Here is a 13,531-nt window from a genome sequence, read left to right as displayed (position 1 = left end):
TCTTACAAGGAAAAAGGATTAACCTAAGGGCGACTTGTTTATAAAACAATTTAAAATATAAGAAGTTAAATGACACAGGAACAAAAAAACAGACTTTGACATAATTAGCGTAGTGCGTGTTGATGTCCAACTTAAAACGAAATGTTTTAAATGCCGGAGGTATCCTAAATCATTGTTTTTATTTGGTCTGGATATACAAAGAAAATACGTCCACCCTAACTATGTTTAATAATCTCCTGCCACGGAAAGGATAATAGTGATTTTGACCGCAACGAGCTGGACTATTGCTTTTCTATTGGTATGTAATAAATTAATGCTGCACAATCAATTTTTTGGTATGAGTTAAATCATTTGTGGAAAATTCAATTATATATAATCCATTTGGGACATCATATAAATCTATATTCAATATAGATGTATTAAGATGTGGAATCTGTTTGACGACACGTCCATCTATTGAATATATAGATACACTTTTAAGTATTTCTTTACTTTTTAAGGTAACTAATTTATCTGCTTCGTTAGGGTATAGAGAAACTATGGGTATCTCATCCGACTCTTCGATTGAAACTTTTGATTTTAAACTTGCTGAACCCTCAGAAAAAATTACATTTCTAAAAAAGCTCTCCTGCGTTTCCGGATTCGAATCCTTGTCCGCCACGAAGACGATATGGTTTGGGCTCCCGGTTACGTATTGTCCCACGGGTACGGAGAAGCTCACCCATCCGTTGCCGGAGTAGGTCGCGTAGTTCTGGATGCCAAGATCGTTCTGTGTTCCGGCGAACTGGAAGAGCGTCTGGCCCCCCAACGTATTGTCGTCGTCGAAGGCTATGCCGTGGATCTCCCCTGTCCCGGTGACCCTTAGGTCGAACTGCAGTACGGTATTGACGGTAATGTTGTAGTCCAATGCCGTTTTCTTCCATGCGTTTCCAGTGAGCCTGAGGGTGTTCCCTCCGTCCTGTATATCGAAGCTGCCCGAATCCTGTGATGCGGGGTCGTAGGAATCCACGGTCTTGGGTGTCCCGTTGATGTTGAAGCTTGTCGGCTCACTCAGTGTGACATTTCTAAAAAAGCTCTCCTGCGTTTCCGGATTCGAATCCTTGTCCGCCACGAAGACGATATGGTTTGGGCTCCCGGTTACGTATTGTCCCACGGGTACGGAGAAGCTCACCCATCCGTTGCCGGAGTAGGTCGCGTAGTTCTGGATGCCGTAGTCGGTCTGTGTTCCTGCGAATTGGAATAGCGTTTCGCCGCCCAACGTATTGTCGTCGTCGAAGGCTATGCCGTGGATCTCCCCTGTCCCGGTGACCCTTAGGTCGAACTGCAGTACGGTATTGACGGTAATGTTGTAGTCCAATGCCGTTTTCTTCCATGCGTTTCCAGTGAGCCTGAGGGTGTTCCCTCCGTCCTGTATATCGAAGCTGCCCGAATCCTGTGATGCGGGGTCGTAGGAATCCACGGTCTTGGGTGTCCCGTTGATGTTGAAGCTTGTCGGCTCACTCAGTGTGACATTTCTAAAAAAGCTCTCCTGCGTTTCCGGATTCGAATCCTTGTCCGCCACGAAGACGATATGGTTTGGGCTCCCGGTTACGTATTGTCCCACGGGTACGGAGAAGCTCACCCATCCGTTGCCGGAGTAGGTCGCGTAGTTCTGGATGCCGTAGTCGGTCTGTGTTCCTGCGAATTGGAATAGCGTTTCGCCGCCCAACGTATTGTCGTCGTCGAAGGCTATGCCGTGGATCTCCCCTGTCCCGGTGACCCTTAGGTCGAACTGCAGTACGGTATTGACGGTAATGTTGTAGTCCAATGCCGTTTTCTTCCATGCGTTTCCAGTGAGCCTGAGGGTGTTCCCTCCGTCCTGTATATCGAAGCTGCCCGAATCCTGTGATGCGGGGTCGTAGGAATCCACGGTCTTGGGTGTCCCGTTGATGTTGAATAAATTATCATTACCACCGACCTTTTCCAGTTTGTCCAAATCGCCCGCGGCATAAGCAAGATAAACTTCTATTGCTGCATAATTGTTCACATTTGGATAAATATATTCGGGAAAATCATAATTGTTTTTTACTTCTGATGGGTTTGAAACTCCATGGCTGTTCTCAAAAAAATCGGGAAGACCGTCATTATCAGTATCCCAATTTGAACTTCTGATGTTATTGGGTAATATGGGTTGTGTCCATGACTTATTTAATGGGTCTCGACTAATAGAATTTATAACATCGTTTATTCTTTGTGTATCATATGAGTCAAGATATTCCCCTCTAACTCCCGCGTCGGCTACATATCTGTTTGCACCGACATCAGATAGCACCTCCGCATATGCTTCTGAAGCGGTGAGTAATGGAGCAGGGTTAATCATGGCGGCATGTGGAGTAGTTACAAAATATTGATTTGCCACAGGACTACCTGTGCTGAAATCTGTCCATAACTGTCTATCATCCGAAACTGGCGTAGTGGCCAGAATGGAATGATAATTATTGGACGTGTAGATGGTAGGATCCGTAGTCGTGTTCCCTGTCTGTAATTTATTGTCAGAGGATCTGTAACTCCCGGCTTTATAATAATTATTATAGTGGTTCAAGTCAGGACTGCGACCGTTTATATTGATGTTTCTAAAAGACCAATTAAAATATACGTTGTTTATCACATCTGCCCTACCTTCATATCCCAGATTTGGGTTTCTCCATCCCTGATGGGAATGAAGATTAAATAAATAACTAAAATTACCTGTGGAGCCAGTGGGGGGATTAATTCCCCAGACAATGTTTGTGGCATTCTCGGAGAATAAGCATCTAGAAATGGTATGGTTTGCGAGACTACCATAGTTTGCGTTCAAGCTCATCGCTTGGTCGTCGTTCATTGCAAAGGAGCAGTGGTCCATTATTAGTCCATCCGTACCTGTAGAAATAAACCCTGAGTGTAGTAGTTGGTCTGGGATTCCGGTAGTTGTCCCGTTCCTAAATCTAATAAATCGCCAAATCCCATTGTTACATGGTTGTAGAGATAATATCCATCCACCACCCATTGAAATGGGGAAACCACTAATAGTAATGCCACCTTCCGGGGCAGTTTGACCTGCGACGGTAAAGTTAGAAGCTGCAAGAGGTATCTCTATAATATTATTTAATTCAATTATTCCAGATACATCAAAGACTATCGTTCTGGGAGTTTCTAGTAACAAAGCATACCTTAAACTACCAGGGTTACCATCATCACTTAAATTAGTAACATGTACTATTGTACCTCCGCGACCTCCTATAATCCCGGAACCTCCCCCATATGCCGTAGGAAAAGCTTTTACCCCAACGGGTTCCTGTATTATAGGTTTATTGATAAAAGGGCTGACTACATTATTATTTTCAGAAGTTAGTGGTAAGTTCCTTGTAAAAAAAACCTCTTGTTTATCTTTAATCTTGCCAGTATTATAGATGTTATCAAACCTCTTTTGGATTTGCAATTCTCCATGATTAAGTAGAAAAAAAAATGGGGATATCATGATAATGTAGTTTTTCTTCATGCTGATTTATTTTTTTTAAAAATACTAAAATGGAAATATTTTCTTACTAATAAAAGTTGAAAAAATCATATGATTTTATCAATTAATCAATATATATGTTAAGAAATATCTTGTATTGAATTACTATTGATATTCTTTTACCTGATTCGATTAAAAAATTGTTAATCGTTACGGTATAAAAATTAAGAAGAATAAAAGGTTGACCTATTCGAAATCCCTTAAACGGTAGGTTCTGTCAGATTATAGGTGACTAATGATGGGGTTTGTCGTCAACTTCATAAATAGAGTTAGACATACCATAAGCTTTTGTCTAAAGATGTGAATTACGGTTTGCGGGAAGCTTTTCAAAAGCATGCTTTAAAATGGGCACCGCGGCCAAATTCAATGTATTCTTCCATGAAGTGTAGCGTTTCTTTCCTACAGGCCGTATAGGTAGGCAGCAAACAAAATTTTACAAAAATGAAAAATTCAAAGAGTTTATGGTCACAAAGGCATTGTATTAGGGGGCATTTATTTTCTAGTGTTTATGGGAATTGTATTGTTCTCCTGTAACAAAGATGATGGTAATCCCACTTTGCCGGGAGAAAATGGAATAAACCTGTTGATCGGTGCCAAGCTTTATAAGGATATGGAAAACAAAAGGTTAAATGGTAAGGGATCGGAGAACAGTGCGAATTTTGAAATCGTCGGGTTAGAGCGCGAAAGGAATTTACTCAAGGTAGGTGTTTCTTATCAAGGATGCCGCGAATGTATTTTTGATGTGGTCTGGGAGGGTATCATACGGGAGACGTCCCCTTGTAAGACCAACCTGACCCTCTCACGAAAGATTCTTGACAGTAATGTCAGTTGTGGCAGTGGTACGATAAGGCCGTTTACGGAGACCTTGGAAATAGATCTTGAAAGACTTTTTGGGAAAGACAACACCGAAACCTTGGCCTGTTCCATAGACGTTTATAGTATGCTTAACGAGACCGATTCTCCGGATCAGGAAGTCCCCGTTGAACACCACCTGTAGGCAAAATATCAGCGGTCATGGTTCATAGGGCCCATATTTAAAGAATACGTTTAAATCGGATGTTGCAAATAGACTCATTTTTTTCTGCCAAGTGTAGCGTTTCCTTGCTATTGGCCGTATAGGTAGGTATAGAATGGAAAAACAACAAATAATTAATAATAAAAAGTAAAAAATGAAAAAGTCAAATAGTGTATGGGTACCGATGTATCTAATGATCAAGAATCTTTGTTTTATAGTATTGATCGGGGCAGTGTTGCTTTCCTGCAACAAAGATGATGGTAATCCCATCTTACAAGGCAAAAACAAGATTAATTACATAACCAATGCCAAAGTATTTAAAGATATGAATAACAAAAGGTTATCTGGTGTTGGTGTACAGGGAATCGCTGATTTTGTAATTGATAGCGTAGCACGAGTAGGTACCTTACTTAAATTAAGTGTTTCATATGGTGGAGGCTGCCAAAATCACTATTTTGATGTGGCCTGGGATGGAATTGTAAAGGAGATATCTCCCTGTAAGACGACCCTACTCGTTTCCCATAGGGCAGATAATGACGATTTTGGCTGTAACAGGGTAATCAATGAGACCTTGGAAATAGACCTTGAAGAACTTTTTGGTAAGGATAATGCAGAAGCTCTGCCTTGTTCCATAGACGTTTATAGCATAATCAATGGAACTATTGACCCAGATATTTCTTGTTGTTTCCGCTAATTGGAAAGGCTATGGATACTGTATTTTCATTTATACCTTTATTGCTATGAAATAGCTTGTATATTCATGGCCACGACCTTTGTGGCCGTAGTTTTTTTTAATAACCCCCGTTTGAAAAAAAAACCAAAAGAAACCCATAGGGAAAAGCTTGAAGAGTTACTCGTTTCCAACTGTAAACTCAAAAAAAAAGGTAGTCAGGAATTGTTGTACAAACATTTTTACGGCTATGCTTTTAAGATAAGCAGGTTGAACACCTATTCCAGGGAAGAGGCTATTGACCTGATGAATGACAGCTTTGTCAAAGTCTTTCATTCTATCAACAAGTTTCATCAAGGAAAGCCCTTTAAACCATGGCTTAAAAGGATTATTGTTAATACCTCGGTAGACAATTTTAGGAGAAAAAAAGAAAAATTCCTGAGTTTGGAACCAGAGACTATGGTGGGCACCCAAATTAATGCCGAAGCGATTTCCCTGCTGAATGTAGCTGATATTTTAATGGCTTTAGATCAATTGCCCAGATTACACCGACTGGTTTTTGCCTTATTTGAGATCCAAGGGTATTCCCATGGAGAAATTGCAGAAATGCTAGATATTGGTGAAAGTAGTTCGAGGACGTTTTTGGCAAGGGCCAAAAAGAAATTGAGAATTGTATTGCAAAACCAATTAAAATCCGCAAAATGAAAGATATTATTGATGATAAATTTGTGGAGCAGATCAAGGGAGTTCTTGGTCATTGGGAGGAGCCTTATAATCCGGAAGATTGGGAAAAGCTCCTGAAAAAGAAGAAAAAGAACCGAAAGGTAATCCTATGGCTTCCCTTTCGTTATGCGGCCATGGTGCTGGTTCTTTTTACCACAGTGTTACTTGTACATCAGTTTTTGAAAAACGAAGCCCAAAATGGGTTTACGGTACCTGTGGAACAAAATAAAGAGGGAATCCCTAGGGAGAAAAATGTTGAGAGAAATCAATTCGAAAAAAGAAAAGATTCGGAGGAACAAATTGATATATTAAAAAATACAGAAGCAACGGTTTCCCAAGAAAAAGACGAAAGTGGGGTTCTTTCCGGAAAGGCGGCAAGCAATAATGATAGAGATTTAACCAAGAAAGGTGTTCTGGCAAAAAGTACCACGGCCAAAAACTCAAATGAAATCAGAAATAATCCTGCAAAGGAAGAGCCGTTGTTTTCCAAAGAAACGGACAGTACCGTTTTGGTGGGGGGTACCTTGCCAAAAACCGATTTGGAGAATGAAAAAATGATGGTGGAGACCGATGAGGAAGAAAAAATTGCCCAATTGGAAGAAGAAGCCTCCAAGGAATTGCTTGAAGAGGAATTTGATGAAGAAACCTTGGATGAGATACTAAGGAACAAAATCAGGTTTGGGGTAGTATTATCCCCCATGGTAAATTATAATCAGGGCACTGGTGAAAGCAATGTAACCTTTTCCGGTGGGGCCGTGGTAGAAATACCTGTTCTTAAAAATATAGATCTTTATACCGGACTTTCCCTGATCAATCAACGCATTCACTTTGAGGAGAATCAACTCAATGAGATAGGGGAAGGAACCCAACTGAAATCTAGACAGGCAATTTTAACGGGATTGGAACTACCACTAAACCTGAAGTACAATTTCAGGATTGGGGAAAGGCAATGGTTTGCCACTCTGGGGGTTTCTTCCACTACCTATTTTAAGGAAGAAGATGAATCTACCTTTCAGGAAACCAAAATTGTTATTGTTGATGGATTAAATGGGGTCAGGGAAGCTCGGACCCAGGAAAGCCTTAGAACGGAAATAACGGATATACAATCGGAATCAGGGAGTTTTAATTTTGCCGGGATATTGAATATATCCGTTGGTATTGAGCTGCCCATTAACAACAAAAAACAATCCCTTATCGTTGAACCCTTTCTTCATAGCTCGCTTTCCCCTGTTACACGGGAAAATATCGATTTTACCAATGGTGGAGTAAAGCTTAGGCTAAATTTCAACTCATTCTAGACCATTTCCCTTTGGGTAGTAAATCGATTAAATGAATAGCAGTTGCGTGCCTTCTTGATCGGCTCTATTATAAAAATCCCCTATGGTAAGGATGCCTTCGATTTCATCGATCAAATCTTCTTCCTTTAAATGGAACATATCCACGGCCAATTTACAGGCCCAAAGCCTACATCCGGAATCGGATAGGATTTCCAGAAATTCACCAACAGGCGGCATATCCAATTTTTCCATTTCCTTTTTCATCATACTGGTGGCCAGGGCCTCCACCCCGGGCAAACCACCCAACATCGTTGGAATATGCATGGCAGGGTTACCCACCGTGGCCACACGCAAATGTTCCAGTTTTTTCTTCTGGATGGCTTCTAATCCGAAAAAAGTAAAGAATATCTCGGACTCTATACCTTCCATTCGGGCACCATTGGCCATGATAAATGCTGCATATACATTTTCTATGGTAGCTTTGGAAAGGATGAACATCATTTTCCGCACTTTGGTCTTACTCATGATTTTTGATTTAAATAGTTCTAAGAATACCGGTTTAGATACAACTTTTGGGTTTGGGTATCCCGGCGATCATTGTAGCTTTTTTTAAAGGGCCACCAGGGAACAGTTGATAAAATTCTTTGACATTAATAACCCCGCTTTTTTTTATGCCCCGAATGGACAACGGTTCTTCCTTTTGGAATTTACCATGGATATAATCTATGACCTCCCAGTGCCTAGCCGTCATGGCGATGTCCTGCTCCTTGGCGATCTCCTCTCCGATTTCCTTCGTCCATTGTGAAAAATCGGTCAAATAACCTTCTTCATTTACTGAAATAGTACGTTGTGCGATTAATTTTTCCATTTTACCTTGTTTTAGTTTAGTTAGATTCCACTTTTTCAAAATGTTTGCCTTTTGTACTCATGTTCGCGGATACGAACGGAATATGCGTACCTTTTAATAACATGTTCCAGTACACCCATTTAAAAGCCATTTTGCCCATGTGGTTCGCTCTACTTTCCTTCAATAACTGCAAAGGGCCTACGCCGGGAAACGGGAAGGTTCCCTCTACCGGCTCATGGGTATAGTTGAAATCGATTAATAAGGCTTTGCCATTACCGGTCTCGATAAAGCAATTGGCATGTCCGTCAAATTCCTCTTTCAAAGGTTCTCCCTTTATGTAATGAAGTATGTTTTCGGTCAGTATCTCCGCTTCAAAATGAGCGACCGATCCAGCTTTTGAGGTCGGTAAGTTTGTGGCATCGCCTATGGCAAATATGTTTTCATGATCTAAGGTCTGTAAGGTGGCCTTGTTCGTTGGGATATGGTTCAGTTCGTCTCCCATTTCCGAGCGTTCCAAAAGTGCATCCCCCATGTTGGTGGGTACGGTAACCAACAGATCATATTCAACCTCGGTATCGGCATAATCGATTATCTTTTTGTTTTCATAATCGACGCGTTCTATATTAAAATCGGTAACCTCCGTAATGTTCTTTTCTTCCAATAGGTAGTGTAGGGCCTTGGTAGCCTTGGGTTTGGTAAAAGCACCGCTTAGAGGGGTTACGAAGGTAATGTCCACGCTGTCCCGCATGCCCTTGTTCTTAAAATAAGAGTCCGCCAGGAACACAAATTCCAAAGGGGCGATAGGACATTTAATCGGCATTTCGGTAATATGCACTACCAGTTTTCCACCTTCCCATTCCCGTAGCTTATTGCGTAGTGCCTTAGCTCCTTCATAGGTATAAAAATCGAAGATATCCCTATACCACCCTGGGCCGTCCATACCTTCTATTTCATCAGGAGCTATATTTGTACCAGTCGCGACGATCAATATATCGTACGGTAGTTCCTCCCCACCTTCAAGCTTTACCAAATTTTCCTTGGGCAGGATGAGCTCAATTTTTTTTTGGATATAATTCGCTTGTTTTGGAATAAACTTTCTACCGTCCTTTTTTACCTGTTGTGTGGTATAGATATCAAAAGGAAGAAACAGAAACCCTGGTTGATAGTAATGTGTTTTATACTGATCTACTATGGTAATTTTCCATTCTTTTTTGGGAAGCTTTCCAATGAGATGATTTACCATCATGGTACCTGATGTCCCCGCGCCTAATATGACCAAATGCTTCATGCTTTCTAAGCTTTATCCTTTCTAATTTTATACACATAAAGTTATTGGGATGGGGGTTCAAAAGACATGACAAAAATCAGTTGAAGGGTTAAAACTTGGTAACATTTGTTACATAAATCATCTAAAAATCAATGGATTAACTGTATTTTCTGCCTATGTAATGTTACCGGAAACTGGAGGGGATGGTTTTTAAGAAGAACAAATTGTAGCAGAAAGGGCACAAAAAAGTATTGCGAACCGTTACCCAGAACTTGGTCTTAGTTAACGATTCGCAATTACTATAGTTTCGCCTCTTTTTGTAAGGGGATGAAGTCCATAATTGGATCAACTATCAGTCTTTAGGACAGCCTGGGCCGCAGCTACCCTTGCAATGGGAACCCTAAAGGGAGAACAACTCACATAGTTCATTCCTGTAGCATAACAGAATTCTACAGAACTAGGCTCCCCACCATGTTCTCCACAAATACCTACTTTTAAATCAGGCTTGGTACTTCTGCCACGTTCCGTTCCCATTTTCACCAACTGTCCCACACCTTTTTGATCCAAAACCTCAAAGGGATCTGCGGTCAAAATCCCTTTCTCCAGATAGATGGGCAAGAATTTACCGGCATCATCCCGTGAATAGCCAAAGGCCATTTGTGTAAGATCGTTTGTTCCAAAAGAAAAGAAATCGGCGCGCTCTGCGATGGAATCGGCCATTAATGCTGCGCGGGGAACCTCTATCATAGTACCTACCAGATAATCGATAGTGTCCTTATACTCTTCAAATACCTTGTCGGCAGTTTTCCGTATTACCTTTTCCTGTTCCATGAATTCACTTAATGTGCCTACCAAGGGTACCATAATTTCGGGTTTGGAGATAATACCTCTTTCCTTTAGGTTTAGTGCCGCTTCAATTATGGCCCTGGTCTGCATTTCAGTGATTTCTGGATAGGTGTTTCCCAATCTACATCCCCTGTGCCCCAACATAGGATTGAATTCCTGCAGTTCCGCCACTTTGTTCTTAACAGCCAATAACGAGATGTGCATATCCTCGGCCAACTCCTTTTGTGTAGCCAATTGGTGGGGCACAAATTCGTGCAATGGGGGATCCAAGAGGCGAATGGTAACGGGATGTCCGTCCATGGCTTCAAAAATACCCTCAAAGTCCTTACGCTGCATAGGCAACAAATCTTCCAAGGCATGTTTTCTTCCCTTTACCGTATCGGCCAGGATCATTTCACGCATGGTCTTGATGCGATCTACTTCAAAGAACATGTGTTCGGTACGGGCCAGTCCAATGCCTTTTGCACCAAAATTACGAGCAACCTTTGCATCTTTTGGAGAATCGGCATTGGTACGTACCTCCATAGTTCCATACTTATCCGCCAATTTCATAATTTCACCAAATTCCCCACTTAATTCAGGTTCGCTCGTAGCCACCTTACCTTCAATAATATTTCCGGTGGAACCGTTCAAGGAAATCCAATCCCCTTCATGATATACTTTTCCGTCTACGGTCAACGTCCGTCTTTTGTAACTGATCTTTAAGGCCCCGGCACCGGAGATACAGCATTTCCCCATTCCCCTGGCGACTACGGCCGCGTGGGAAGTCATTCCGCCCCGAGCCGTTAGGATGCCCTTGGCAATATTCATTCCCTCCAAATCTTCTGGAGAGGTTTCTATTCGGGTTAAGATGCTATGGCGGAATTTATGGGCCTCATCGGCAAAAAACACGATTTGTCCTGTTGCGGCCCCAGGAGAGGCAGGTAATCCTTGGGCAATGACATGTGCACGTTTTAGGGCTTTTGGATCAAAGACCGGATGTAACAACTCATCCAATTTAGTGGGCTCTATACTGAGTAGTGCCTCCTTTTCATCAATCAACCCTTCTTTGAGCAAATCCATCGTAATTTTTACCATGGCCGCTCCGGTACGTTTCCCGTTACGGGTCTGTAGTATCCAAAGTTTTCCTTCCTGAATGGTAAACTCCATGTCCTGCATATCCCGATAATGCTTTTCCAGCTTTTCTTGATACCCATGAAGTTCTTTATATATGGTAGGCATCAATTCCTCCAAGGAGGGATAGGCAACCAAACGTTCATTTTCATTGATCTTGGCCAGTTCCGCCCATCTTTTGGACCCAAGCGTGGTGATTTGTCGTGGGGTGCGTACACCTGCGACCACGTCCTCGCCCTGTGCATTGATCAGATATTCCCCATTAAATACATTTTCTCCTGTTCCTGCATCCCGGGTAAAACATACCCCGGTACCGGAACTATCTCCCATGTTTCCATATACCATGGCCTGTACGTTTACAGCGGTTCCCCAATCCGCAGGATAGCCATGCATTTTACGGTAGTACAGGGCGCGGTCTCCGTTCCAGCTATTAAAAACCGCGATAATGGCTCCCCATAATTGTTGCCATGGGTCTGTCGGGAAATCGTGACCGGTACGCTTCTTTACAATATCCTTGAAATCGTAGACCAAATCCTTAAGGTCTTGTACGGTAAATTGGGTGTCCAGTTCAATTTCGCGCTTTTCCTTAAGGTGTTCCATAATTTCCTCAAAGGGATCGATATCGTCCTTGGATTCCGGTTTCATTCCGAGGACAACGCCTCCATACATTTGAATAAATCTGCGGTAGGAATCCCAGGCAAATCGGTCGTTCTTTGTCTTAGCCGCAAGGCCTTTTACCACATCATCGTTTAGACCAAGATTTAAAACGGTATCCATCATTCCGGGCATGGAAACACGTGCTCCCGATCGTACGGAAATCAAAAGAGGGTTTTCCGAATTACCGAACTCGGTATCCATAATCTTTTCAATATTGGCAATGGCCTGCTCAACATCCTTCCTGATCAGTTTCAATGTAGTGTCCTCTCCTAACTTATTATATTCCGTACAAACTTCTGTGGTTATGGTAAACCCTGGCGGTACGGGGATTCCGATAGCGCTCATCTCGGCCAGATTGGCACCTTTTCCACCAAGTAGGTTTCGCATTGTACTGTCCCCATCGGCCGATTTGCTACCAAATCGAAATACCCGTTTTTTAACTTCTTCCATGATTTCCATACTATTGTTTTTAAGGTGTTTACCTGAATTTTGGATCACTCAAAAGTATAGACTTCACAGAAGTGTTTTCATGATATTTATCACCTTATTGCTTGAAAATCCGGTAACATAGGTTACAAAAACTGGGATTGCGGCTAATACCGATATCCACCACTTTTATTATATAAGAATTAGCTTTATTTTTGATGATGTTTGGCAAAATAGTTTGCTTGGTAGAAGTGGTAGGAATTTCAAGAACTACCGATTACCTTTAAAATAGGTGGTTTTATGCAGTTAAATGATGTAGGCGAACAGCTGTCAATTATTATTGAAAATACCGTCGACCAGGAGGCCCGCAATTGGTTGGAGGAAAAAATCCGAAAAATTGTCCGCGAAGGTAATGTTCGGGATATGTATTTAACCTACAGCCTTGTCCCGTCCAAGATTGGCCTTCAAAATATCCAAAGTACTAATTCCGGTAATGATCTAGAAGATTATTTACGCATTCAGAAAGCGAATATTCAACAGATTTCAAGGATTTATCTGTTGATTAACGTATTGAAGGCCGATATGGAATTTTTTACACCTAAGGTTGCCAATATTATTCAGGTGGCGGATACCGGGGAACTGGAGACTTTTTTAAAATTTTTGATAGTATTGCCCAATCCGGAGGCCTATAAGACCCAGGCGGTAGATGCACTGCGGACGAATGTATCTACGGTTTTTAATGCTATAGCCCTAAATAATCCATATCCCGCACTGTTTTTTAATGAACAACAATGGAACCAGATGTATCTCAAAACTGCTTTTATGCAAGGAGATTTGAATGCCATTTTGGATATCGACAAAAGGGCGAACCAAGAACTGGCCCGTATTATTTCTGATTATGCCCATGAACGATGGGCGGCCTCTAGGGATATAAATCCTTATTTTTGGCGTCCCGTTTCCGGATTTCTGAATGCTACCCTTCTAGCGGATATGAAACGGCTGTTGAACAGTGCCGATCCTTTAGAAAATAAAGCCGGAGCTTTATGCTGTTATCATTCAGATACCCCTGAAGCCAAAAAGCTATTGCAAGACTATCCTCACCTTTTGGAACAGGTTAAAAATAAAATACTAAGTTGGAAAACCCTAAAAGATTGA

General features: G+C 41.7%; 10 protein-coding genes. 5 read left to right on the top strand and 5 right to left on the bottom strand.

All coding sequences use genetic code 11. The features are described 5' to 3' along the window. Positions 1 to 310: 310 nt before the first annotated feature. On the bottom strand, positions 311 to 3,517 hold the full coding sequence (locus ACP2AF_RS18770; protein ID WP_425237679.1) for a T9SS type A sorting domain-containing protein: 3,207 nt from the start codon (positions 3,515 to 3,517) through the stop codon (positions 311 to 313). A gap of 526 nt (positions 3,518 to 4,043) precedes the next feature. Here ACP2AF_RS18770 and ACP2AF_RS18765 point away from each other — a divergent pair. From ACP2AF_RS18765 to ACP2AF_RS18750, 4 genes are all read left to right on the top strand, one after another. Next, positions 4,044 to 4,532: a hypothetical protein gene (locus ACP2AF_RS18765; protein ID WP_425237678.1), complete on the top strand. Its 489-nt coding sequence runs from the start codon at positions 4,044 to 4,046 to the stop codon at positions 4,530 to 4,532. Between the two features lie 172 nt (positions 4,533 to 4,704). Beyond that, positions 4,705 to 5,244 carry a hypothetical protein gene (locus ACP2AF_RS18760; protein ID WP_425237677.1) on the top strand — a complete coding sequence of 180 codons (540 nt, stop codon included), beginning with the start codon at positions 4,705 to 4,707 and terminating at the stop codon, positions 5,242 to 5,244. Between the two features lie 111 nt (positions 5,245 to 5,355). After that, entirely contained in the window at positions 5,356 to 5,925 is a 570-nt protein-coding gene (locus tag ACP2AF_RS18755) for an RNA polymerase sigma factor (RefSeq protein WP_425237676.1), read from the top strand. Further along, positions 5,922 to 7,241, top strand: a complete 1,320-nt coding sequence (locus ACP2AF_RS18750; protein WP_425237675.1) for an outer membrane beta-barrel protein — start codon at positions 5,922 to 5,924, stop codon at positions 7,239 to 7,241. The genes ACP2AF_RS18755 and ACP2AF_RS18750 overlap by 4 nt, the downstream gene beginning before the upstream one ends. 27 nt (positions 7,242 to 7,268) lie before the next feature. Here ACP2AF_RS18750 and ACP2AF_RS18745 read toward each other — a convergent pair whose 3' ends face one another. From ACP2AF_RS18745 to ppdK, 4 genes are all read right to left on the bottom strand, one after another. Beyond that, the gene (locus ACP2AF_RS18745) at positions 7,269 to 7,745 is read right to left on the bottom strand and encodes a DsrE/DsrF/DrsH-like family protein (protein ID WP_422079462.1); all 477 of its coding nucleotides are present in this window, start codon (positions 7,743 to 7,745) and stop codon (positions 7,269 to 7,271) included. A gap of 34 nt (positions 7,746 to 7,779) precedes the next feature. Beyond that, positions 7,780 to 8,088: a TusE/DsrC/DsvC family sulfur relay protein gene (locus ACP2AF_RS18740; protein ID WP_425237674.1), complete on the bottom strand. Its 309-nt coding sequence runs from the start codon at positions 8,086 to 8,088 to the stop codon at positions 7,780 to 7,782. 16 nt (positions 8,089 to 8,104) lie between these two features. Continuing rightward, complete coding sequence (gene sqr / locus ACP2AF_RS18735) at positions 8,105 to 9,355, bottom strand: type III sulfide quinone reductase, selenoprotein subtype (RefSeq protein WP_425237673.1); 1,251 nt, start codon at positions 9,353 to 9,355, stop codon at positions 8,105 to 8,107. 324 nt (positions 9,356 to 9,679) lie between these two features. After that, positions 9,680 to 12,409 (bottom strand): pyruvate, phosphate dikinase, encoded by a 2,730-nt coding sequence (gene ppdK / locus ACP2AF_RS18730; RefSeq protein WP_425237672.1) that lies wholly within the window; start codon positions 12,407 to 12,409, stop codon positions 9,680 to 9,682. A 267-nt stretch (positions 12,410 to 12,676) separates the two neighbouring features. Between ppdK and ACP2AF_RS18725 the strand changes: the two genes are divergently transcribed. Next, the gene (locus ACP2AF_RS18725; protein WP_425237671.1) at positions 12,677 to 13,531 is read left to right on the top strand and encodes an EboA domain-containing protein; all 855 of its coding nucleotides are present in this window, start codon (positions 12,677 to 12,679) and stop codon (positions 13,529 to 13,531) included.

It is taken from the genome of Ulvibacterium sp. (assembly GCF_965248315.1).
In the GTDB taxonomy this organism is placed as follows: Bacteria; Bacteroidota; Bacteroidia; order Flavobacteriales; family Flavobacteriaceae; genus Ulvibacterium.
Note: the sequence above shows the minus strand (reverse complement) of the source record. Positions and strands in the feature narration are given on the sequence as shown.